The 22,658-nt window shown below is 65.3% G+C and carries 17 protein-coding genes; 16 read left to right on the top strand and 1 reads right to left on the bottom strand.

Annotation, left to right across the window (positions count from 1 at the left end; all coding sequences use genetic code 11):
• Positions 1–11 precede the first annotated feature (11 nt).
• The 15 genes from AC127K_RS06415 (at position 12) to AC127K_RS06485 (ending at position 20,754) form a co-directional block, all read left to right on the top strand.
• Positions 12–1,214, top strand: coding sequence for an MFS transporter (locus AC127K_RS06415; RefSeq protein ID WP_294539243.1), 1,203 nt, complete (start codon positions 12–14; stop codon positions 1,212–1,214).
• A gap of 179 nt (positions 1,215–1,393) precedes the next feature.
• The gene (gene bglB, locus AC127K_RS06420; protein WP_294539246.1) at positions 1,394–2,497 is read left to right on the top strand and encodes a beta-galactosidase BglB; all 1,104 of its coding nucleotides are present in this window, start codon (positions 1,394–1,396) and stop codon (positions 2,495–2,497) included.
• Positions 2,498–2,511: 14 nt separating this feature from the next.
• Positions 2,512–3,852, top strand: coding sequence for an ABC transporter substrate-binding protein (locus AC127K_RS06425; protein ID WP_483722012.1), 1,341 nt, complete (start codon positions 2,512–2,514; stop codon positions 3,850–3,852).
• Between the two features lie 115 nt (positions 3,853–3,967).
• Positions 3,968–4,852, top strand: coding sequence for a carbohydrate ABC transporter permease (locus AC127K_RS06430; protein WP_294539252.1), 885 nt, complete (start codon positions 3,968–3,970; stop codon positions 4,850–4,852).
• Positions 4,852–5,688 (top strand): carbohydrate ABC transporter permease, encoded by an 837-nt coding sequence (locus AC127K_RS06435; protein WP_483722013.1) that lies wholly within the window; start codon positions 4,852–4,854, stop codon positions 5,686–5,688. Before AC127K_RS06430 ends, AC127K_RS06435 begins: the two co-directional genes overlap by 1 nt.
• A gap of 19 nt (positions 5,689–5,707) precedes the next feature.
• A complete protein-coding gene (locus AC127K_RS06440; RefSeq protein ID WP_294539258.1) occupies positions 5,708–7,357 on the top strand; it encodes a hypothetical protein in 1,650 nt (549 codons plus the stop codon).
• Between the two features lie 67 nt (positions 7,358–7,424).
• The gene (locus AC127K_RS06445; RefSeq protein ID WP_483722014.1) at positions 7,425–10,610 is read left to right on the top strand and encodes an alpha-mannosidase; all 3,186 of its coding nucleotides are present in this window, start codon (positions 7,425–7,427) and stop codon (positions 10,608–10,610) included.
• Positions 10,603–11,547 (top strand): ROK family protein, encoded by a 945-nt coding sequence (locus tag AC127K_RS06450; RefSeq protein WP_483722015.1) that lies wholly within the window; start codon positions 10,603–10,605, stop codon positions 11,545–11,547. The genes AC127K_RS06445 and AC127K_RS06450 overlap by 8 nt, the downstream gene beginning before the upstream one ends.
• Entirely contained in the window at positions 11,544–12,395 is an 852-nt protein-coding gene (locus AC127K_RS06455; protein ID WP_483722016.1) for a sugar phosphate isomerase/epimerase family protein, read from the top strand. Before AC127K_RS06450 ends, AC127K_RS06455 begins: the two co-directional genes overlap by 4 nt.
• A 130-nt stretch (positions 12,396–12,525) precedes the next feature.
• Positions 12,526–12,843 (top strand): hypothetical protein, encoded by a 318-nt coding sequence (locus AC127K_RS06460; protein ID WP_483722017.1) that lies wholly within the window; start codon positions 12,526–12,528, stop codon positions 12,841–12,843.
• Positions 12,844–13,055: 212 nt separating this feature from the next.
• Positions 13,056–15,062: a hypothetical protein gene (locus AC127K_RS06465; protein ID WP_483722018.1), complete on the top strand. Its 2,007-nt coding sequence runs from the start codon at positions 13,056–13,058 to the stop codon at positions 15,060–15,062.
• Positions 15,059–15,667, top strand: a complete 609-nt coding sequence (locus tag AC127K_RS06470) for a hypothetical protein (RefSeq protein WP_483722019.1) — start codon at positions 15,059–15,061, stop codon at positions 15,665–15,667. Before AC127K_RS06465 ends, AC127K_RS06470 begins: the two co-directional genes overlap by 4 nt.
• A 28-nt stretch (positions 15,668–15,695) precedes the next feature.
• On the top strand, positions 15,696–17,660 hold the full coding sequence (locus AC127K_RS06475; RefSeq protein ID WP_483722020.1) for a hypothetical protein: 1,965 nt from the start codon (positions 15,696–15,698) through the stop codon (positions 17,658–17,660).
• Positions 17,657–18,259, top strand: coding sequence for a hypothetical protein (locus AC127K_RS06480; RefSeq protein ID WP_483722021.1), 603 nt, complete (start codon positions 17,657–17,659; stop codon positions 18,257–18,259). The genes AC127K_RS06475 and AC127K_RS06480 overlap by 4 nt, the downstream gene beginning before the upstream one ends.
• A gap of 149 nt (positions 18,260–18,408) precedes the next feature.
• The gene (locus AC127K_RS06485; protein ID WP_483722178.1) at positions 18,409–20,754 is read left to right on the top strand and encodes a YfhO family protein; all 2,346 of its coding nucleotides are present in this window, start codon (positions 18,409–18,411) and stop codon (positions 20,752–20,754) included.
• A 119-nt stretch (positions 20,755–20,873) separates the two neighbouring features.
• Here AC127K_RS06485 and AC127K_RS06490 read toward each other — a convergent pair whose 3' ends face one another.
• Complete coding sequence (locus AC127K_RS06490; RefSeq protein WP_483722022.1) at positions 20,874–21,785, bottom strand: hypothetical protein; 912 nt, start codon at positions 21,783–21,785, stop codon at positions 20,874–20,876.
• Between the two features lie 134 nt (positions 21,786–21,919).
• On the opposite strand from AC127K_RS06490, the gene AC127K_RS06495 reads away from it, so the two are divergent.
• Complete coding sequence (locus AC127K_RS06495) at positions 21,920–22,612, top strand: metallophosphoesterase (protein WP_483722023.1); 693 nt, start codon at positions 21,920–21,922, stop codon at positions 22,610–22,612.
• The last annotated feature ends 46 nt before the right edge of the window (positions 22,613–22,658 follow it).

The following is a 22,658-nucleotide window of genomic DNA, read 5'->3' on the forward strand; positions in this document are numbered from 1 at the left end:
AAAGGAGCTTCATGATGAACCAAACCGATTCCCAAACCAAACGCCTGAGCCCCTGGCTGCCCCTGCTCTGCTTCGGGCTGCTGATGATGGCCCTGGGCATCAACGACGCCCTGCGGGGCATCTTCGCCCCCATCTTCCAGGAGCGCTACGGCCTGACCGACACCATGCTGTCCATGATCGTCACGGTGAGCTACGCGGGCAACCTGCTGTTCCTGAGCATCGGCGGCAAGCTGCTGGACGTGTTCCCCCGCAAGAAGGTCACGGCGGCGGCCATCTGCCTGTGGGGGCTGGCCCTGATCATCAACCTGGTCAGCGACAGCTACTACGCCATCCTGCTGACCATGTTCCTGGCCCTGGGTGCCTCCACCCTGCTCAACACCACCCTGAACATCCTGGCCCCCGCCGTCTTTTTCGGCTACGGTCCGCTGATGGTCAACATCCTCTTCTTCCTGCAGGGCATCGGCACCAGCGGCAGCCAGTTCCTGCTGGGCAACTACGCCTTCAGCTTCGGCGGCTGGAAGCTCATCAACGGCATCATGCTGGCGGCGGGCGTCATCGTCCTGATCCTGCTCAGCCGGCTGTATGTGCCCCAGCACACCCCCGCCGCCCAGGGGGACGCCCCCGGCGCGGCGCCCCTGCAGGCCCGCCCGGAACCCGCCCGCAGCGTCTTCTGGTTCTTTGTGGCCATGTTCGGCTTCTATTTCATCGGGGAGCACGGCATCATGAACTGGCTGCTCTCCTACTGCATCAACGCCTTTGACATGCCCTCCGCCCGGGCTTCCGGCATTTTGTCCCTGTTCTGGGGCGGCATGACCCTGGGCCGTCTGGTCCTGGCCCCCGCGGTGCAGAAGCTGGGCGCCCGCCGGAGCCTGTATCTCTTCGGCGGCGCCGGCACCGTGCTCTTCGTGCTGGGCGTGGTGCTGGGCAGCAGCGGGCTGGTGATCCTGGGCGTTTCCGGGTTCCTGATCTCGGTGCTGTATCCCACCATGGTGCTGCTCATCCAGCAGGTCTACCCGGAAAACGTGGCCGCCACCCGCACCGGCAGCATCATCAGTCTGGCCACCCTGGCGGACATCGCCTTCAACGCCCTGTTCGGCGCCGCCATCGACGCCTTCGGCTACCGGGTCAGCTTCGGCATCCTGCCGGTGGGCATGATCCTGTTCTATCTTTGCTACCTCATCCTCATGCGCAAGACCCGCTCCATGGCAAATTGACAGTTTTGGGCCGGTTTTTGCTGTACACTTTGCCTATAAGTCTTGACTCTTATTGCATTTTTGTGTGCGAATCACTCAAAAAACGCAAAATACGCAATATCTTCACCCCCAAGAAAGCCGAAAACGCGTAGGTTTTTTGTGGGCCGGATGGTATCATAAGCGTGTAGGAGGACAGAGACATGAAACCGACCAAACAGGATATTTGCCATTACATCGACCAATACCTGCAAAGCTTCGAAAAAGTTCTGTATGAGGACGACGAACAGTTCCTCAAAGGCATGCAGACCAACAGCCTTGCGAATGACGACCTGCGCAAATATGAACACTGGGAATGGACGCAGGGTGTGGGGCTGTACGGCGTCTGGAAGCTGTACGACCGGACCAAGGATGAGCGGTACAAGAACATTCTGGCCCGGTACTATGCCAAGCAGTTCGAGATCGGGCTGCCCAGCAAGAACGTGAACACCGTGACCCCGCTGCTGCCCCTGTCTTACATGCTGGACGAGCTGGATGTGCCCGCGTACCGGGACACCTGCCGCGAATGGGCGGAATGGATCTACAAGGATTTCCCCCGTACCAAGGAAGGCGGCCTGCAGCACATCACCTCCGACTCGGTCAACGAAGGAGAACTGTGGGACGACACCCTGTTCATGACCGTGCTGTTTTTGGACAACATGGGCCGGGTGCTCAACCGGCCGGAATACTGCGAGGAAGCGGAATACCAGTTCCTGCTCCACGTCAAGTACCTGGCGGACCGCAAGACCGGGCTGTGGTACCACGGCTGGTCTTTCAAGGAAAAGAGCCACTTTGCCGCCGCCTTCTGGGGCCGGGGCAACTGCTGGATCACCGCCGCCATCCCCGAATTCCTGGCAGCCCCTGGCCGCACGCCGGCGGTGCGCAAGCTGCTCATCGCCACCTGGCGCCATCAGGTGGAAGCGCTGCTGCAGTACCAGGAGCCCAACGGCATGTGGCACACGGTGGTGGATGATCCCGATTCCTATGTGGAATCCAGCGCCACCTGCGGATTTGCCTACGGCATCCTGAAAGGCGTGTCCCTGGGATTCGGCGAGGAAAGCTGGATCGAACCCGCCCTGCGGGCCCTGGAGCCCATCATCGGCTACACCGACGAAGAGGGCGTTGTCCATCAGGTGTCCTACGGCACCCCCATGGGCCGTGAGTCCAAGGATTTCTACAAGAACATCGAACTCAAGCCCATGCCCTATGGTCAGGCGCTGGCCATGCTCTTCTTTATGGAAAGCCAATGCTTTTTAGATAAAAACTGAAAGGAGAAACCACAATGAAAAAGCTCATCAAAAACACCATGGCCGGGGTCATGGCAGCAGCCATGCTGACCTCTCTGGCCGCCTGCGGCAGCTCCGGTTCCGGCTCTGGCTCTGCCAGCACCAATTCCACCGGCACCGCAGAAACCTCCGAGTCCGCTCCCATCACCGGCGGCACCCTGAAGGTCACCCTGTCCGAGGAACCGGGCGAAGGCGACGCTCTGGGCAACGCCCTGGACACCTGGGCTGCCGAGACCGGCAACACCGTGGAGAAGATCATCATCTCCCATGATGACATGCGCACCAAGTTCCCCTCCATGGCCAAGAACAAGGACCTGCCCGACCTGTGCGCCACCACCTTCCTGCACCAGCTGTATCCCGACGAGTTCGTGGATATGTCCACCGTGCTGGACCTGAGCCTGTTCAATGAGAACGCCCTGAAGCTGGTCGGCAAGAGCTACACCTCCGACACCATCACCGGCGTGCCGGAACAGTACACCACCACCTGCATCTTCTACAACAAGGACGCCTTCGAGGCCGCCGGCATCGAAGCCCCGACCATCGAGGATCCCTGGACCTGGGATGAACTGTATGAGAATGCGGCCATCCTGCAGGAGAAGGCCGGCGTGAAGTACGGCTTTGCCGCCGACGTTTCCCGCGCCCGTTACGACATCCTGATGTACGCCAACGGCGGCTCCATCGTGGAAGCTGACGGCGACACCTTCAAGGTCACTCTGAACAGCCCGCAGAACGTTTCCACCCTGGATCGCTTTGTCCAGGCCAACAACGAAGTCATGCCCAAGGCCATCTGGGCCGGCGGCACCACCGACAACCCGGTTGAGTACTTCAAGAACGGCGATGCCGCCATCCTGCTGTCCGGCAGCTGGAACTACAACACCTTCAGCTCCGAGATCACTTCCTTCGACTTCGGCGTCATGCCCAGCCCCATGGGCACCACCTGCCAGTCCGCCATCATCGGCGGTTCCGCTCTGGCCATCCCCAAGGATGCTGAGAACGTGGAACTGGCTGAGCAGTTCATCCAGTGGCTGTACGGCGACGACCATTCCAACTACCAGGATTACCTGCAGCTGCACAAGGGCCTGTCCGTTATGAACGACGTTTCCTATCAGCCCGAGACCGATAAGGCCAAGGAAGACTTCGCCATCATGCAGAACGAGACCAACTACGTCACCGATTCCTTCATGACCGATGAAGCCTCCTCTTGGAGAACCTATAAGGATGCCGAGTACCGCGATGCGCTGGAACGCGCTGTCGCCGGCGAAGTGACTGCCCAGGAAGCTCTGGACACCTTCGCTGCCGAACTGGCCGAAGCTTCCGGCTGGGAGATGGCATACTGATCCGGCAGCTGACAACCTGACCGTTGCCACAAGTGTTTTCAGGGAGTTGCCGCACGGCGGCAACTCCCTGAAAATTTCAACGGGCATTTTGCCCGCCACGAATTAGGAGAGTGTCATGACCAAAACAAAGAATACGGCGCTGAAACACACCGGCGCCTTCTGGATGTTCGTCCTGCCATCCCTTTTGCTCTTTACCTTCTTCTTCATGATCCCGCTGTTCCTGAGCATCTGGTTTTCCTTCACCAACTATGACGGCTGGAAGACCATGGACTTTGTGGGCCTGAAGAACTACATCACCGCCCTGACCAACGCCGACTTCTACAAGACCCTGGGCCGGACCCTGCTGTACACCATCTGCAATCTGCCCTTCAAGGTGGCCATCCCCCTGCTGCTGGCCACTCTGGTCACCTCCAAGAGCCTGAAGTGCACCACCCTGGTGCGCACCCTGGTTTACATCCCGGTTCTGTTCTCCGCGCTGGTCGCCGGTATCACCATCAACTGGATGTTCGGCCAGGAATACGGCCTGATCAACTTCCTGCTGCAGGGCATCGGCATTCAGCCCCTGCAGTGGTCCCTGAACCCCACCCTGGCCACCATCGTCATCAGCGTGGCCTCCAACTGGGTGTCCGCCGGCTACTACATGCTCATGTACATCGGCGGCATCAAGAACATCTCCCCCGACCTGTATGAGGCTGCCAGCGTGGACGGCGCCAGCAAGGTCCAGGCCTTCTTCGGCATCACGGTGCCCCTGCTCATGCCCACCACCTTCATCGTCCTGCTGCTGACCACCGTCTCCTCCCTGAAGGAATACGCGTTGGTCCAAGGTATCTCTCTGGGCGGCCCCGGCACCTCCACCACCTACATTGTGCAGTACATCTACGATCAGGGCTTCAACCAGTACAAGTACGGCTACGCGTCCGCTCTGGGCATTCTGGTCAGCCTGGTCTTCATCATCATTGCCGTTGTGCAGTTCAAAGCAACTAAAGGAGGCGAGATCTGATGGGCGAGAGTGCAAAACGTACCGTTTCCAATGTGGTCGTCACCCTGGTGGGTCTTCTGGTCGCTTTTCTGATCATTTTCCCCATCATCTGGCTGCTGTTCAGCTCCTTCAAACCTTCCAATGAGCTGTTTGCCTACCCCCTGCATCTTTTCCCCCAGAATCCCACCGCTGAATCCTACTTCAGCGTTGTGGAGGACGGCATCTTTGTCTACTTCAAGAACAGCCTGTTCCTGGCTGTCATGGGCACCATCATCACCGTCATCACCAGTGCCATGTGCGGCTACGCCCTGGCCATCTACCGCAAGGAACTGAGCTACACCAACAAGGTGTTCGCCGTCTTCCTGCTGGGCACCCTGATCCCCGGTGAGATCCTGACCATCGCCCAGTTCACCGTTGTGTCCGAGATGGGCCTGTACAACAACATCTGGGGCTGCATCCTGCCCGTGGTCACCACCACCACCGGTATCTTCATGTACCGCCAGCACTACATGTCCATCCCCCTGGAACTGGCCGAATCCGCCCGTATCGACGGCGCCAACGAAGCGCTGATCTTCGGCAAGATCATGCTGCCTCTGGGCAGTGCGGTCACCATCACCCTGACCATCTTCTCCTTCATGTGGCGCTGGAATGACTACATCCTGCCCCTGATGCTGTTGTCCGATCAGAAGAACTTCACCATCCAGATCGCCGTCAAGAGCTACATCGGCACCATGGGCGTTGACTGGAACTCCATCCTGTCCGCCTCGGTGTTGTCCATCGTGCCCGTCATCATCATCTTCATCTTCCTGCAGAAGTACATCACCGGCGGCATCGCCGCTACCGGCGTGAAGGGCTGATCCCCTCAAGGAGCAAACCATGGAACGTTATATCCAACACCTCATCGCCGGCGCCGAGCAGCGCACCGCGAATTTCCTGGCCATGCAGGTCAAAGACAAGCAGGACCTGCAGTACGGCGGCCTGCGCAGCAATGTGTGGGAAGCCAAACCCACCATCTATGCCCTGGCCGCGGCGGTGGCCGTCTGGCTCAACCCGGACAGCCGCTACCACAAGGACCCGGCCCTGTATGACGCCATCTGTCTGGCCCTGGATTTTGTGGCCCGCACCCAGCGGGAGGACGGCAGCTTTGACTACCCCACCTGCAACTTCCATCCGGCGCCGGATACCTCCTTCTGCTTCAAGCGCCTGTTCGCCACCCACCGCATCCTGGTGAAGTACGACGACGGCTCCCAGCAGATCGCCGGACTGCGTCAGCGGTATCTGGCCCTGATGCACAAGGCCCTGCCGGCCATCCGGGACGGCGGCTTCCACACCCCCAACCATCGCTGGGGCATTGCGGCGGCCCTGCTCCAGGGCGCCAACCTCTTTGCCGACGAAGCCGACTTTGCCCGGAGCCTGCGGGACCGGGCCGGCCAGTACCTGGCCGAGGGCATTGACGGGGACGAGGACGGCGAGTACGCCGAGCGTTCCACCGGCAACTACAACGCGGTGGTCAACAACGCCATGATGGCCATGTACCAGGCCACCGGGGACGACAAGTTCCTGGGCTATGTGCGCCGCAACCTGAGCATGATGCTCACCTACATCGACCCGGACGGCACCGTTTTCACCCAGAACTCCACCCGCCAGGACCAGGGCAAGCTGGAATACGCGGACAAGTACTTCTACCAGTACCTGTACATGTGCAGCCATGAGGAGAACGAGGTCTTTGATGCCGCTGCCCAGCGCATCATCCGGGACAACATGACCCGGGGCGACATCGCGCCCGACTGCCTGCACATCATCATGGCCCACGACGAGATGCTGCACCATCACTTCACCCATTGCGGGTTCCCGGCGCAGTACCGCAAGTTCTTCCACCATGCCGGGGTGCTGCGGGTGCAGAACCCCCAGTACACCTACACGGTCCTCAACGGCAAGAGCGCCTTCCTGTACTTCAAGAGCGGCTCCACCATGATCTACCTGAAGATCGGGGAAAGCTACTGCGATATCCGCAACTTCATTCCCCAGACCATCGAGGTAGGGGAAGGCCGCTGCACCCTGAAGGCCACCGCCAAGGGCTGGTATTACCTGCCCTTCCAGGAGCCTCCCGCCACCTCCGACTGGTGGCAGATGGACCACGCCAGCCGTGACAAGCTCATCAGCAGCCAGCTGACCATCACCCTGGACATCGTGGAGCAGCCCGACGGGCTGGACCTCCACCTGAAGACCGAGGGTCTGGACCGGCTGCCCCTGCGGGTGGAGTTCTGTGTCCCGGCGGACACGGTCCTGGACCATCCTGCCTTCAATATCCGTGCCCAGGCCGGTTCCGGCCTGATCCTGCGGGACGGCACCCTGACGGTGCGGGACGGCGCCAAGCACATCACCATCGGCCCCGGTTTCGGGGAACACGAGTTCCAGGGCCACTATTCCGGCGAGGAAGTGAACACCGCCGGCTTCACGGTGTACTGCAACGCCTACACCCCCACCGAGCGCAAACTCAGCATCCGCGTCAACCACGACGCCTGACAAAACCGGGGAGCGCTGTTTTCCAAGCAAGGGGAAACAGTGCTCCTCTTTTTTTAGGAGAATCCCTATGAATCTGACCGAGATGGAAAAATACGTGCACAGCGCCCTGGATCACCTGCAGCCCCGGCTGTACACCGAGCTGGGCCCCATCAGCGGGGTGCGGATGTGTGCCATCGGCTACGGTGAGCGCCGCCGGGTGCTGGAAGACATGGCCGCCTGGACGCCCTTCGGCACCGACGAGACCTGGGGCGGTCCCGACGCCCATTTCTGCTTCGGGGCCGACTACACCCTGCCCGAAGCCGCCCGGGGGCGGCAGGTGGTGGCGGAGCTGGAGACCGGGGCCAGCGATATCTGGAACACCGACAACCCCCAGTTCCTGGCCTATGTGGACAGCAGGCTCCGCTGCGCCCTGGACATGAACCACCGGGAGGTGGTGCTCACCGACAAGGCCGAACCGGGCACCGTGGTGGCCCTGCGGCTGTACGGGTACAGCAACACGGCGGGCAAATCCAACTTCCTGCATCTGCGGGCCCGCATCCCCGAACCCCTGGCCCAGGCCGCTTACTATGACCTGAAAGCCCCCTTTGAGACCGCCTGCCGCCTGCGGGACGACGACGACCGCCGCACCCGGCTGCTCCAGGCCCTGTGCCGCGCCGCCGACCTGCTGGACCTGCGCAACATCGGCCCCGAAGCCTGGGAGGCCTCCCTGCACCGGGTGCGGGAACTGCTGGCCGCCGAGGTGCTGGGCCACCCCGACGCCCACGCCCCCCAGGTGTACAGCGTGGGCCACACCCACATTGACGTGGCCTGGAAATGGCCGGTGCGCCAGACCCGGGAAAAGGCACTGCGGAGCTTTTCCACCGTGCTGTCCCTCATGGACGAATACCCCGAATACAAATTCATGTCCAGCCAGCCCCAGCTGTACGAGTTCGTCAAGGAGGACTGCCCCGAAGTCTTTGCCCAGATCCGCCGCCGGGTGGCGGAGGGCCGCTGGGAGACCGAAGGCGCCATGTGGCTGGAAGCGGACTGCAACCTGAGTTCCGGCGAATCCCTGATCCGGCAGATTGCTTTCGGCAAGCGGTTCTTTGAGCAGGAGTTCGGCACCGGGGACAATGTGGTGCTCTGGCTGCCCGACGTCTTCGGGTACAGCGCCGCCCTGCCCCAGATCATGCGCAAGACCGGGCTGCGGTATTTCATGACCACCAAGATCGCCTGGAACGAGCGCAACCTCTTCCCCTACGACACCATGTACTGGGAGGGCATCGACGGTTCCCAGGTGCTGTCCCACTTCATCACCACCGCCGACGCCGACCCCTACCCGGAACTGCGCCGCAAACCCATGGGCACCACCTACAACGGGCTGGAAAATCCCCGCCACATCATGGGCTGCTGGCAGCGCTACCAGCAGAAGGCCTGCAGCCATAAGGTGCTCACCGTCTACGGATACGGCGACGGCGGCGGCGGTACCACCCGGGAAATGATCGAGATGGGCCGCCGCCTGGAACAGGGCGTCCCCGGCTGTCCGGTGGTGCGGTTCTCCGGCGTGCGGGAATTCTTTGAGGACCTGGAACAGGAAGTGCAGGGCAAGGACCTGCCCAAATGGAGCGGGGAGCTCTATCTGGAATTCCACCGGGGCACCTACACCTCCCAGGCCGCCAACAAGCGGGACAACCGCCGGTGCGAGGAGGACCTGGCCGCCACCGAATGGCTGGCCCAGACCGCCCATCTGTGCTGCGATACCCCCTACCCGGCCGAGCGGCTCCACGATGCCTGGAAGCTGGTCCTGCTGAACCAGTTCCATGACATCCTGCCCGGGTCCAGCATCGCGGAGGTTTACGAACAGACCGAAAGAGAGTATACTTTTGTCAAGGCCGAGTGCGCCGCCCTGCAGGCCGAAGCCCTGAATGCCCTGGGCCGTCGGGCGGGCTGCCAGCCTGCCGGCGTGGACACCGCCGACACCCTGCTGGCCTGGAACCCCCTGAGCTATCCCCAGGACCTGCTGCTCACCCTGCCCGCCGACGCCCCCCGCCCCGAGGGTGCCCCCTGCCAGCGCACCGCCGACGGTTCCGCCCTGTGCCTGGTGGAGGCCCTGCCGCCCCTGGGCCACAAGGCGGTGGCCCTGACCCGGCAGGAACTGCCCCGGCGGCCGCTGCCCCGGGCGGAATACCTGCCCGACGGCGCCCTGCTGGTGCGCACCGGGCGGTACCGGGCCCAGATCGAACCGGACGGCCGGCTGAACTCGCTGTATGACGAGCAGGCCCAGCGGGAGCTCTTCGCCCCCGGGGAAGCCGGCAACCATCTGCGGGTGTACGACGACCGCCCCTACGAGTTCGACGCCTGGAACATCGACGAAGCCTATGTGCGCAAGCACTGGGACCCGGAGGCCTGCGGCCCCGCCGAGCTGCTGGAATCCGGTCCGCTGCGCTGGGTGGTGCGCACCCGGCTGCGGTACCTGAACTCCACCATCGAGCAGAAGATCATCTTCTACGGCCACAGCCCCCGCATCGACTTTGAGACCACCGTCAACTGGCAGGAACACCAGCAGCTGCTCAAGGTCCACTTCCCCTTTGCCATCTTCACCCGCAAGCTGCAGTGCGAGATCCAGTACGGCAGCGTGGAGCGGCCCACCCACACCAACACCAGCTGGGAGCAGGCCCGGTTCGAGATGTGCATGCACCGCTGGCTGGATGTGTCCGACGGCGGCTACGGCGCGGCCCTGCTCAATGACAGCAAGTACGGCTACAGCGCCAAGGATTCCCAGGTGGCCCTGACCCTGATCAAATCCGGGGTGTTCCCGGCGCCGGACGCCGACATCGGCACCCACACCTTCACCTACAGCCTGATGCCCCATGCCGGCGACTTCCGCACCGGCGGGGTGGTGCGGGAAGCGGGCCGGCTGAACCGTCCCGCCCTGACCTGGCTGGGCCGCCGCGGCGGCGAAAGCGCCGGCCTGTGGCCGGAGGTGCGCATCGACCGGGAGAACGTCTTCTGCGAGGTGTTCAAGCACGCCGAAAGCCAGGACGCCACCATCCTGCGCATGTACGAGGCCGCGGGCATGCAGACCCGGGTCCACTGGGAGCTGGCGGGCGCCCCCGACCTGGAAGTGTGGGAATGTGACCTGCTGGAACACCGGCAGACTCCCCTTACGGCGGAAAACGGCGTTGTGACCGCCGAATTCGGCCCCTACGAAATCAAGACCTTTGCGGTGGTCCCCCGCAGCCAGCCCGCAAAACAGGAGGTTCCCCATGTATAACATCGGTATTGACCTGGGCGGCACCAACATTGCCGTCGGCCTGGTAGACGAAGCGTTCCGTCTGGTGTACCAGGTTTCCGAACCCACCGGCCTGCCCAAAACCCCCGAACAACTGGCCGATGACATCCACGCCCTGGTGGTGCGGATGCTGGCCGACCGCGGCCTGACCGAAGCTGACGTGGGCTGCGCGGGCATCGGCATTCCCGGCACCGTGAACCAGGCCGAAGGCACGGTGGAATACGCCAACAACTTCGGGTTTGACAACGTGCCCTTTGTGCGGCTGCTGCAGGAACGGTTCTCCTGCCGGCTGCTGGCCGCCAACGACGCCGGCGCCGCCGCCTGGGGCGAGTACCTGGCCGGCTGCGGCAAGGGTGTCAGCAGCATGGTGGCCATGACCCTGGGCACCGGCGTGGGCGGCGGCATCATCCTGAACGGCCGCCTGTGGAGCGGCTGCAACGCCGCTGCCGGGGAGATGGGCCACATGGTCATCCACACCGGCGGCCGGTCCTGCACCTGCGGGCGCCAGGGCTGCCTGGAAGCCTACGCCTCCGCCACCGCCCTGGTCCAGCGTGCCCGGGAAGCGGCGGCCGATGCCCCCGAAAGCCTGCTGGCCCAGGGGCCCATCGACGGGCGGGCGGTCTTTGCCGCCGCCAAGGCGGGGGATGAGACCGCCGCCCGGGTGCTGGACGCCTTCCTGGACGATCTGGCCGAGGGCGTGGCCAACATCATCAACGTTCTGCAGCCCGAACTGATGTGCATCGGCGGCGGGCTCAGCGGGGCCGGGGCCCAGCTGCTGGACCCCCTGCGCCGGAAGGTGGCCCCCATGGTCTACTCCCGGTATTCCCGCCGCAACACCCGGCTGGAACTGGCCAGCCTGGGCAACGCCGCCGGCATCATCGGCGCGGCTGTCCTGGACCGTCAGGAGGGATTGCAATGATTCAGTTTGGTATGCGTGCCCACGATGCTTACCGCCCCGCCCCCATGGCCGAAGCCCTGGATGCCATGCGGGACCAGGGCCTGGAGCATCTGCAGCTGGCCTTTGAAAAGAGTTTTTCCGACTACGACTTCACCACCGGCCACTATTCGGCGGGCTTTGCCCACAAGATCGGCCGGGAACTGGCCCGGCGGGACCTGCATGTGGCGGTGCTGGGCTGCTACATCAACCCGGTGAACCCCGACCCCGCCGCCCGCGCCGGGGAGGTGGCCCGCTTTGTGGAGCGGCTGCGCTACGCCAAGCACTGCAGCGCCGACATGGTGGGCACCGAGACCGGGCGCTACAGCCCGGACATGGCGGTGACCGACGCCACCCGCAGCGCCGAATGCTACAGCACCCTGCTGGACAGCTTTTCCACCATTGTGGACGCCGCCGAGCGCCTGGGGGTGACGGTGGGCGTGGAAGGGGTGTTCGACCACACCCTGCGCAGCCCCGAGATGATGGACCGCTTCCTCAAGGACATCGCCTCCCCGGCGGTGGAGGTCATCCTGGACGCCGCCAACCTGGTGGCGCCCTGGGCCGCCGCGCCGGAGGAGCAGAACGCCGTCATCCAGAAGGCCTTCGACCTGTACGGGGACCGGATCTCGGTGCTGCACCTGAAAGACTGCGTCTTTGACAGCAACGGAGTCCAGAAATGCGTGCGCCCGGGCACCGGCCTTGTGTGCTACGACGCCCTCATGCGCAACGTGAAGGCAGCCAAGCCGGAGATCATCGGTCTGCTGGAGGAATCCGACCCCGCCCACTTTGCCCAGGACAAGGCCTTCTTTGCCGCCCAGTGGGAAAAGGTCTGAGCGCCTTCCGCAACCCGTCCGCTTTTCAGCGCCCCGCTCCCCGTGAGCGGGGCTTTTTTCGTCCGCCCCTTGCGCCCGGTGGCCCTTCCGGGTACAATAGGGACGAAACACGGCGAAAGGAGCCTTTTTCATGAAAGTATACGGAACCCCCATCTGCATCGACTGCCGCAACTACAAGGCCCTGCAGCAATCCCGGGGCTTTGCGGCGGAGTATGTGGACATCACCGAAAGCACCGCCAACCTGAAGGAATTCCTGGCCCTGCGGGACCATGACCCGGTCTTTGCCCCGGTGCGGGAGCGCGGCGGCATCGGCGTGCCCCTCTTTGTGCGGGAGGACGGGGAAAAGACCTTTGACCTGAACACCGCCCTTTCCTGGCTGGGCCAGCCCCCGGTGCGGGAGGAAGAGATCACCGAACACCGCAGCTGTGGCATCAACGGCTGCCAATAAGACCCTGCTGCACAGGTGACCGCGTCCCCGCCGGGGCGCGGCCTTTTGTTTTGCACGGAGTTCCTTCCGCAAAAGGGCCGCGGTTGAAATCATCCCCCGAATGGGGTATACTGATTCCGAACAATTTCGCATCAATAAGCCCCGCCCACCCCCGGCCGAACCGGGCCGCGGGCCGGGGCTTTTTCTGTTTTTGCAAGAAAGGAGGCCCGTCCATGGCCTGGGCTTCACTGTCAGGGCTGCTGCTCACGCTGCTGGCCCTTTTCGGCCTGAGCACCATCCTGGTGCGCCGCACCGGGGTGGGGCCTGCCGCCGCCCCCCTGGCCGCCCTGGCCCTGGCGGAGCTGGTCCTGCTGGCAGGCGGGCTGCTGCGCATTCTGCCCCTGGCCGGCCTGGTCCTGCTGCTGGGCGGGGTGTGGGGCCTGGGGGCGGAAGGGCTGCTGGCCCGCCGTTCCGGCCGCCCGGACCCGGCCCGGGCCGCTTTGGCCCACCCGGCCGCCCGGGTGTTCTGGGCGCTGGCGGTGCTGCTGGCGCTGTACTTTGCCCGGGTGCAGCCGGATTTCCTCAATTTTGACGAGTATTCCTCCTGGGGCACCGCCGCCAAGCTCATGGTGCAGAACAACCGCCTCTACACCCTGTGCGACGCGGGCCTGCCCTGGCAGATGACCGAGCTGCCCGCCCTGCCCCTGCTGAGCTACTTTTTCCAGTTCTTCGGGGGCTTCGTCCCCTGGCGGGCCATCTACGCGGCGGATGCGGCCATGCTGGCCGCCGCGGCCGCTGTGGGCGGCTGTGCCCGCAAAGCCCGGGTCTCCCTGCCCCTGATGCTGGGGGCCCTGCTGGTGCCCAGCCTGCTCTCGGTTTCGGGGCACACCGCCCTGCTGAGCACCGCCTGGCTGGAATTCCTGGGGGACATGCCCGCCGGGATGCTCTTCGGCGGCGCGGTGGCCTTCTGGCTTTCGGTGCGCCGCGCCCCCCTGCCCGCCCAGATTCTGGCGCTGCCGGTGCTGCTGCTGGCCGCCAACGTGAAGAGCAACACCCTGGTGCTGGCCCTGGCCGCCGCCGGACTGCTGGCTCTGGACTGGGTCTTTTTCCCCGCCCCGGGTGCTGTGCGGCGGGTTTCGTCCGCCCTCCGGCGGGCGGCCTTTGCCCTGGTCTGTCTGGCCGCGCCGCTGGTGCAGTACCAGGTCTGGAACGCCCACATCACCCCCCTGGTGCTGCAGAACGCCGCCTCCGGCGGCATGGGCGACACGGCAGGGGCCTCTTTGCCGGAGGTGGCCGTCAACGGCATCAAAATGCTGCTGGGCCTGCCGGTGACCGACTACTTTGAAGCCCGCCGCACCCTGTTCCAGGACTACGGCGCCGCTCTGCAAACCGCCTTTTTCACCCGCAATGTGTCCATGCTGGGCACCGGCGTGATGGTCGCCGCCCTGGCCGGGGTGCTGTTTGTGCTGGCCCTGCTCCTGGGTGCGAACGCCCGGGCCCGTGTGCACACTCTGGTGCTGGGGGCAGGCAGCGGCCTCTGCTTTCTGGGCTACTTCTTCATGCTCTGGCTCAGCTACGCCTTTTTGCTCAAGGATTCCTCCCCCGACGACCTGGCCAGCTACGCCCGGTACTTCGGGTCCTACTACAGCGGCTGGCTGCTCATCGCCCTGGCGGTGCTGGCCCTGGCCTGCGACGCCGCTCCCAAAGCCTTGTGGGGACGGGCGGGGGCGCTGGTGACCGGGGCGGCCTTTGCCCTTGTTTTTGCGGTGCAGGGGGAGCCCCAGTTCACCCTCCTGGGGGTGAGCCAGGGGGAATACGCCGCCGTGCGCGCTGAGCGTGCGGTGGCCGAAGCCGCCGCCGGGACCATTGCGCCCGGGGAGCGGGTGTTCCTCATCCGGCAGGGGGACGAAGGGTTCTACTGGTTTTTGTATAACCAGACCCTGCGGCCCCTGGACCTGGTGTACGGGGAGGGCGGCGCCACCTACGGCGACCCGGCCCTGACCGGCGGGGAGAATGACCCCTACTTTGCCCCCTACACGGCGGCGGAATTTGCCGCCATGCTGGAAAAAGAAGAGGTGACCTGGCTTCTGGCAGCCCGGGTGGACGAAGGCTTTGTGGCCAGCTACCACACCCTGTTCACCGACGACCTGGCCGCCGCCCGACAGGGTCCGGCACTGTACAGGGTCACCCCGGAGGGGCTGACCTTTGCCGGGATGCTGGAAAAGGAGGCGGGCGCATGAAGTGGAAAGAACGGTTGGCCGCCGCCCGCCGCCACCCCTTCCGGGCGCTGTACGCCCTGGGGGTGGTGGTGCTGGTGCTGTCCATGGCGGGCAGCTTTGGGCTGGACGGGGTGCTGTACGCCCTGGGGGTGTACCAGCAAAAGACCGTGACCCTGGCCGACACCGGCCAGTATACCCTGGTGAATATGGAGCAGACGGCGCCCGGGGTGCTGACCAGCACCACCGGGGACGCCCAGCTGCTGCTGACCCCGGGCACCCTGGTCCGCCGGCTGCGCCTGGTGGCCGACTACACCGGGGACGGCGGGGAGAAGGACCTGTATTATCATCTGCCGGGTATGGGCTACACCCCCCGGCTGCGGGTCTGGCCCACGGCGGCCCCGGACGGGGACAGCTGGGAATATACCCTGCCCCGCACGGCGGGACAGAACCTGCGCCTGGACCTGGCGGACACCGCCGGGGTCACCGTGCAGGTGACCGCCCTTGTGCTGAACGGGCGCCCGCCCTGGTACACCTACTTTGTGCCGGATGGCTGGCAGCTGTTCTGGCTGGCGGTGCTGCCCGGGCTGGCGGGCTGTCTTTTCACCCTGCGGCGGGACGACCGCTGACTACACCCGATACGGGGGAATGTATGTAATGGAATTGGTTCTGAGTCTGGTATCGCTGGCAGCGCTGGGTGGCTATGCCCTGCTGCTGGTCCGGCGCACCGCCCTGCCCGCGCCCCTGGCCCCCTTCACGGCCCTGTGCGCCACCATGCTGTGGTTTGCCGCCGCCGGCATGCTGGGGGTGCTGGTGCCCGCCGGGTGGGTGTATTTTGTGCTGGCGGCGGGGGCCTGGGTGCTGGCCTTTGCCCCGGTGGGGCACAAAAAGCCCCTGTCGGCCCTGAACGTACCCGGGTTCCTGGCCTTCTGGGTGCTTTCGGCGGCGCTGCTGGTCTTTTTCTCCTGGCGGCAGCCCATGTTCAGCACCTGGGATGAGTTCAGCTTCTGGGGCACCGCCGCCAAGATCGTCAAAACCTCCGGTCATCTCTACGTCAACGCCGAGATCGGCTGGGACTGGGTGGGTTCCCATCGCCCCGCCCTCATCGTGCTGGGATATTTCTTCCAGTTCTTCGGTCCCTATGCGGAATGGCGGGTGCTGGCCGGATATGACATCCTGCTCCTTGCCCTCTTCACCACCCTGACGGCTGCCGCCCCCAAGGGCGCCTGGCGGCAGGCGGTGCCGGCCCTGGGCTTCGGGTTTCTGCTGCCCTTTCTCATCACCCTGTACGGCAATGTCACCCGCACCACCGACCTGTACGCCTCCAGCCTGTCGGACATCCCCCTGGGCCTGACCTTCGGCGGCGCCATGGCGGTGTATTACATGGACCGGCGCCGCGCCCTGTGGCCCACCGCCCTGGCCCTGGCCGCCCTCTGCCTGGAAAAGGACACCGGCTTTGCCATGGCCCTGGTGGCGGCGGGCATCATCGGGGCGGACGCCTTCCTGTCCGCCCTGGCGGAAAAAGCCCCCGCCCCCGCCCTGGGCAGGACCCTGGCCAAGGCGGCGGGGCTGTTCCTCACCTGCGGGGTGTCCTTCTGGTCCTGGCAGCGGTACCTGTCGGTGGCCAGCACGGCGGACACCTCCAACGTGGGCGGCACCCAGCAGATGGGCATGGCCGAGATGGTCATCACCGGCTGCAAGGAACTGCTGGGCATCGGCCGGACGGAAAAGTTTTCCACAATTATGGGCGGAATGGTGAAAAACCTCTTCACCACGACCACCACCATGGTGGGGCCCTTCTTCCTGGTGGTGGGCCTGACCCTGGCCCTGGCCGTGGGGGCCGCCCTCTTCACCCGGGAAAAGGCCCTGCGCCGGCAGGCCGGGGTGTTTGCGGTGCTGGGGCTGGGTGGTTTTGCGGCCTACTTCTTCTTCATCGGGCTGACCTATGTGTATGTGTTCCGGGATGAAGTGTCCGACGGCCTGGTGGGCTTTGAGCGGTACATGTACCCCTATCTGCTGGGCTGGCTGCTGGCCGCCGGCGCGCTGGTGCTCCGGGCCATGGAGGAGGAACGCCCCGCCGGACTGGTACAGACCGGGTTCGGGGTCTTTGTGCTGGGTCTGGCCGGACTGGTGTGGCTGCGGGTGCCCTTCACCCTCACCGTCTTCGGCTGCGGGGACGCTGCCTACGCCCAGCGCTGGCAGACCCGCGCGGTGGCCCGGGAAGTGCAGGCCGTGGTGCCCGAGGACGCCCACATCTTCTTTGTGAGCCAGGGGGACGACGGCAGCCGGTGGTTCCTGTACACCTATGAGCTGTATCCCTGGTACCTGGATTACAGCGGCACCGAGAAGATGGGCGGCGGCGGCACCTTTGCCCTGCCGGGAGCCCTGCCGGATGACACCCTCTACTACCACCCCTACACCACCGAAGAACTCCGCGACTGCATCCTGGACAGCGGCTGCAGCTACCTGTTCATCGAAAAGTCCGACGACCTCTTTGCCGACGGCTACGCGTCCCTGTTCAGCGACGGGCTGGCCGGGTGCGCGGCGGGTTCGGCGGTGTATGAATACAACGCCGGCACCGACCGGTTCGATTTTGTCTGCAATGTGGGAGGGACGGCATGAAACAGAAGTTGAAATGGCTGGACCAACACAAGATGCTTTCGCTGTACCTTCTGGCCCTGGTGCTGTGGGCGGTGTACGCCCTGGCCTGTGCCGGATGGGACGCCCTGGGCTTTGCCACCGGGCGGCTGCACACCCAGACCCTGGCCCTTTCCGACCTGGCGATGCAGGACATCGTCCAGGATGAGGCGGGCAGCTGGGTCACCGCCGGGGGCGACCCCCAGCTGCAGCTGGCCCTGGACCAGCCGGTGCGCAGCGTGACCTTTGCCACCGATGCCCCGGCCTCCGGCTTTGAGGGCTACTACGGCAAGGCCGGACAGGACCCCAGCCTGCGCCGCCGGGTGTGGGCCGCCGAAACAGCCCCCGGCCAGGTGACCCTGGTCTTTCCCATGGGCAACGGTTCGGTGCGCATCGACCCCGCCGGCAGCGAAGGGGTGGTGCTGGGCGAGGCGGATGCCGTCCTCACCGTCAACGCGCCCCTGCCCCTGTGGCAGTATTTCCGGCCGCTGGGGGAGCAGGCCCTGGCCCTGGCGGTGCTGCCCGCCCTGCTGGCGGCGCTGTGGGATCTGGGGACCTTCTGGGCCGCCCGCCTGCGCCGCTGAATTTCCCTTTCCTGTAAGGAGAACGTCCTATGACCGCAACATCCAAACACCGCGCCCTGCCCTATCTCCTCACGGCGGCAGGGATGGCGGTGATCCTGGGGACCCTGTATGCCCTGTGCGGATACTGGCCCTTTGGCCCCAACTCGGTGATGACCGGGGACCTGAACAGCCAGTACATCCCCTTCTATGCCCATTTTTATGAGGCGGTGCGCACCGGCGGCAGCCTGACCTATGCCGGGGACATGGGGCTGGGCGGCGGCAGCTTTGCCCTGTTTGCCTACTACTTTGCCAGCCCCTTTGCCTGGTTGTACCTCCTCTTTGCCCCCGAGACCTACGGCTGGCTGTGCTGTGTGGTCTGGGCACTGAAGGTGCTGCTGGCCGCCCTGACCTTTGTGTGGTATCTGCGGCGGCGCTGGGGCGCCTGCCCCCTCTTTGTGCCCCTGGGCTGGTGCTATGCCCTCATGGGCTACACTGTGGCCTACGCCCAGAATGTGCTGTGGCTGGATTCGGTGATCCTGCTGCCCCTGGTGGCCGCCGGACTGGACGGACTGCTGCGCGGCAGCCGGGGGCTGGGCTTCGCCCTGGCCCTGGCCGCCGCCATCTTCACCAATTTCTACATGGGGTATATGCTCTGCATTTTCTCCGTATTGTATATTCTGGCCCAGCTGGCCGCCTGCCCTCCGGCGGGGGAACGCCGCGGGACGGTGCTTCTGCTGGCCCGGTTCGGGGTGTGCGGCATCACCGGCGCCGCCCTGGCCGGGGCGGTGCTGGTCCCCGCTGTGGCCGGGATCCTGACGGTGAAAAACACCGCCCTGGATCTGACCGGCGGGGTGCAGTTTTCCCTGCCGGACCTGGTGCAGAAGTTCTTCACCGGCAACTTTGTGTGGGCAGACGTCCAGACCGGCCTGCCCCTGGTTTACTGCGGCATGCTGGGTCTGGCGGGACTGCTGCTCTATCTGGTCAGCCCCCGCCCCGGGCGGGAAAAGGCTGCTTTTCTGGCCCTGGGGGCGGTGCTGGTCCTGAGCATGTGGTGGCAGCCGGCGGACCTGGTGTGGCACGGCTTTGCCGCCCCCAACTGGTTCCCCTACCGGGAAAGTTTTCTGCTGGTGTTCTGGCTGCTGAGCCTGGGCGCCGGGGCGCTGGCGGCCCCTCTCACACGCCGCCGGGTGTTCACTGCCGGCGGGCTGGCCCTGGTGCTGGCGGCGGTGGTCTTTCTCACCCGGGCCGAGACCTACGGCCGCCGCCGGTGGGCGCTGGCCTGTGTGCTGCTGCTGGCATCGGTGGGGCTGGTCTGGCTGTGGAGCCGCAGCGCCGGGACCCGGCGGCGGATGGCCGCGGGCGCCCTGGCGGTGCTGGCGGCGGGGGAACTGGCCCTGAATGCCGCCTGGGCCCTGCGGCAGTTTGAGGTCTATACGGTGGCAGACTACCAAACCTTTGTTTCCGACGGCCGCGCCACCGTGCAGGCGGTGGAAGAGCGCAACCCGGCCGGTCTGCGGCTGGAAAAGACCTTTTTCCGCACCCTCAACGACCCCATGCTGCTGGGGTTTGAGGGGCTGACCCATTTCAGCAGCGTGCAGGACGGCACCGGCACCCTGCTGCTCATGGCCCTGGGCTACTGCAACTACGGGGCCAGTTACGGATATCTGGGGGGCAGCACCGCCGCGGCGGACAGCCTTCTGTCCATCGGGTATTTTCTGGACCGGGACGGCGGGCGGGTGCCCACCCATTTCACCCGGACGGACTTGGACACCCCCTGGCAGGTGTACGAAACCCCCAACGCCCTGCCCCGGGCCCTGTGGAGCCCGGGCAGCGCCGGGGACTTTGTCCTGGCGGAGGGCACCGACCCCTTCACCGCCGCCGAGACCCTCTATTCTGCCCTGCTGGGGCGGCAGACAGCCCTCTTCTCGGTGCAGGAGGGCGGCGCCGGGGACCGCTACACCCTCACGGCGGACAGGGACGGCATCCTGTACGGGGTGTTCACCGGCACGGCGTCGGATGTGCCCCTGACGGTGGACGGGGCCGACGCCGGCACCCTGTTCAGCCTGGAACGGTCCTCCGGGTCGGTCATCGACCTGGGCCGGGTCCGGGCGGGCCAGACGGTGACCGTAGCCCTGGACGCCCCGGCAGACAGCGCCCTCTTTGCGGTGCTGGACGAGGAGGCCCTGGCCGATGCCTGTGACGCCCTGAAAGCCGCCGCCCCCGCCGTGACAAGCTGGCGGGACGGGGCCGTGACCCTGCAGACCGACGGCGCCGCCGACGGTCTGGCGGTGCTGACCCTGCCCTATGACCGGAATTGGACCGCCGCCCTGGACGGCCAGCCGGTGGAGGTGCAGGCCGCCGGGTATCTGCTGGGGGTGGCGGTGCCCGCCGGCACCCACACCCTGACCCTGACCTACACCCAGCCGGGGACCGGGGCCGGACTGGCCCTGAGTGCCCTGGGTCTGGGGCTGGTGCTGCTGCTGGCTTTCCGGCGGCGGAGACCTGCCAAGGCATAAAAAACACCGAGCGAAGACTTACCGTCTTCGCCCGGTTTGCTTTTGTGGGAGAGCGGCCGGTTTCGGCCGCCGCCTCCCTTTCTTTCAGGAAGCGTCCCTGTTATAATGGAACCATGGACTCAGGCCGGGGCCCGGGAAATGTGGTCCAGGGCCCGGAACACCTCTTCCAGGGCCTGCTCCTGGGTGGTGATGTCCTTGTATTCCAGGAACCCGCTGTACAGCCAGATCTCCAGCCAGTCGCCGGTCTCACACCCGGCGGCCAGACGCAGAGTCTCCCCCGGCTGGAAATCCTGCCACCGCAGGGTCCAGGTCAGGCCGTCGGCGTTGGTGTAGGTGCGGGTCTGGGAGGCCTGGGCCAGGTCTGCCGGCTCCTCCTGGCGCAGGGTCAGTTCGGGGGCGGTGACCGTGTCTTCCACCAGCAGCAGGTTGCCGCTGAATCCCGCGTCCTGCTGCAGGTCCAGACCATTGCCCAGCGCCACCCGCTGGCCCACCTCCCCGGGGGAGATGGCCTCCACCCTCATCCCGCCGGTGAAGTCACGGAAGCCGCTTTCGGTCCATCCGCACACCCGCCACAGCCGGCCCAGGGTCTTGCGCATGGTGCCCAGGGGGTCCGCATACAGGTCCTCCCCCAGTTTCTGGGGGAAGAAGTCAAAGCTGTCCGCCTGGGCCCCCAGATAAAAGCTGTGGGTGGCCCCGGTGCGCACGTTCCGGGCATTGATCACAGCCCCCACCCCGTTGGTCTGCACCCACTGCAGGTTCCAGCCTTCCGCCGACACCCGCCAGCAGCGGCCCGCGTCGTCGGTCAGGGTCACTGCCCCGGGTTCGGTGCAGTGGTTTTCCGCCGCGTAGGCGCCCGCGGGCAGATCGTTGGGCACGGGGGCGTATCCCGGCAGATCGGTGCGTTCCAGGGCGCTGCCCTGCCCGCCGTACCACATCCGGAAGGTCCAGCGCAGGGCCGCCCCCGCCCCCACCAGGACCGCCGCGGCCAGCAGCGCCGCCAGCCACCGGCGGAGTCTTCTGTTTTCCTTCATCGTCTCTCTCCTCCTCAGCCGTCCTGCGGACGGTTTGTCCCTACCCATCATAGTACACAATTTTGGAGCCTGTTGCAAATCCTTCCTTGTTCCGTCGGCGCACCCGCGCCGCCAACTCTCACGGAGGTGTCTGTATGTTGTATGTCACCGGCGATACCCACGCCAGCTTCTACCCGCTGTATGACCGCCTGGACGCCCTGCCCCGCACAGACTGCCGGGGCTGCATCATCCTGGGGGATGTGGGATTCAACTACCACGGCGGCGACGAGGACCGCTGGAACAAACAGCTGATGAATTCCCTGGGGATCCCCCTTTTCTGCATCCAGGGCAACCACGAACAGCGCCCCGCCCCCACCGGCCTGTATGAACAGCAGACCCGGTTCGGCGGGCAGGTGTGGGTGGAACCGGCCTTTCCCAACCTGATCTTTGCCCGGGACGGGGAGATCTACGACCTGGACGGCCGTTCGGCGCTGGTCATCGGCGGGGCGTACAGTGTGGACAAATACTATCGCCTGATGCACGGGTACCCCTGGTGGGCGGACGAGCAGCCGGACCAGGCCACCCGGCAGCGGGTGGAGGCGGCGCTGGCCGCCCGGGACTGGCAGGTGGACCTCATCCTGTCCCACACCTGTCCGGCCCGGTACATTCCCCAGGAAGCCCTGCTGCCCGGGCTGGACCAGAGCCGGGTGGACCGCTCCACCGAACTCTGGCTGGACACCATCGAATCCCGCACCCGGTACGGCCGCTGGTACTGCGGCCACTGGCACATCAACAAGGCGGTGGACCGGATGCAGTTCCTCTTCCACGATCTCATCCCCCTGGCCTGACCCTGGGGGCAAAGGCAAGCGGCGGCACGGAAGTTTCCGTGCCGCC

Source organism: Subdoligranulum sp. DSM 23681 (assembly GCF_057005535.1).

Coding starts and splice junctions, on each gene's coding strand:
- AC127K_RS06495 (WP_483722023.1), top strand. CDS start 21,920: ATGTTGTATGTCACCGGCGATACCCACGCCAGCTTCTACCCGCTGTAT.
- AC127K_RS06430 (WP_294539252.1), top strand. CDS start 3,968: ATGACCAAAACAAAGAATACGGCGCTGAAACACACCGGCGCCTTCTGG.
- AC127K_RS06490 (WP_483722022.1), bottom strand. CDS start 21,785: ATGAAGGAAAACAGAAGACTCCGCCGGTGGCTGGCGGCGCTGCTGGCC.
- AC127K_RS06485 (WP_483722178.1), top strand. CDS start 18,409: ATGACCGGGGACCTGAACAGCCAGTACATCCCCTTCTATGCCCATTTT.
- AC127K_RS06480 (WP_483722021.1), top strand. CDS start 17,657: ATGAAACAGAAGTTGAAATGGCTGGACCAACACAAGATGCTTTCGCTG.
- AC127K_RS06460 (WP_483722017.1), top strand. CDS start 12,526: ATGAAAGTATACGGAACCCCCATCTGCATCGACTGCCGCAACTACAAG.
- AC127K_RS06455 (WP_483722016.1), top strand. CDS start 11,544: ATGATTCAGTTTGGTATGCGTGCCCACGATGCTTACCGCCCCGCCCCC.
- AC127K_RS06435 (WP_483722013.1), top strand. CDS start 4,852: ATGGGCGAGAGTGCAAAACGTACCGTTTCCAATGTGGTCGTCACCCTG.
- AC127K_RS06415 (WP_294539243.1), top strand. CDS start 12: ATGATGAACCAAACCGATTCCCAAACCAAACGCCTGAGCCCCTGGCTG.
- AC127K_RS06475 (WP_483722020.1), top strand. CDS start 15,696: ATGGAATTGGTTCTGAGTCTGGTATCGCTGGCAGCGCTGGGTGGCTAT.
- AC127K_RS06425 (WP_483722012.1), top strand. CDS start 2,512: ATGAAAAAGCTCATCAAAAACACCATGGCCGGGGTCATGGCAGCAGCC.
- AC127K_RS06465 (WP_483722018.1), top strand. CDS start 13,056: ATGGCCTGGGCTTCACTGTCAGGGCTGCTGCTCACGCTGCTGGCCCTT.
- AC127K_RS06470 (WP_483722019.1), top strand. CDS start 15,059: ATGAAGTGGAAAGAACGGTTGGCCGCCGCCCGCCGCCACCCCTTCCGG.
- AC127K_RS06445 (WP_483722014.1), top strand. CDS start 7,425: ATGAATCTGACCGAGATGGAAAAATACGTGCACAGCGCCCTGGATCAC.
- AC127K_RS06440 (WP_294539258.1), top strand. CDS start 5,708: ATGGAACGTTATATCCAACACCTCATCGCCGGCGCCGAGCAGCGCACC.
- AC127K_RS06450 (WP_483722015.1), top strand. CDS start 10,603: ATGTATAACATCGGTATTGACCTGGGCGGCACCAACATTGCCGTCGGC.
- bglB (WP_294539246.1), top strand. CDS start 1,394: ATGAAACCGACCAAACAGGATATTTGCCATTACATCGACCAATACCTG.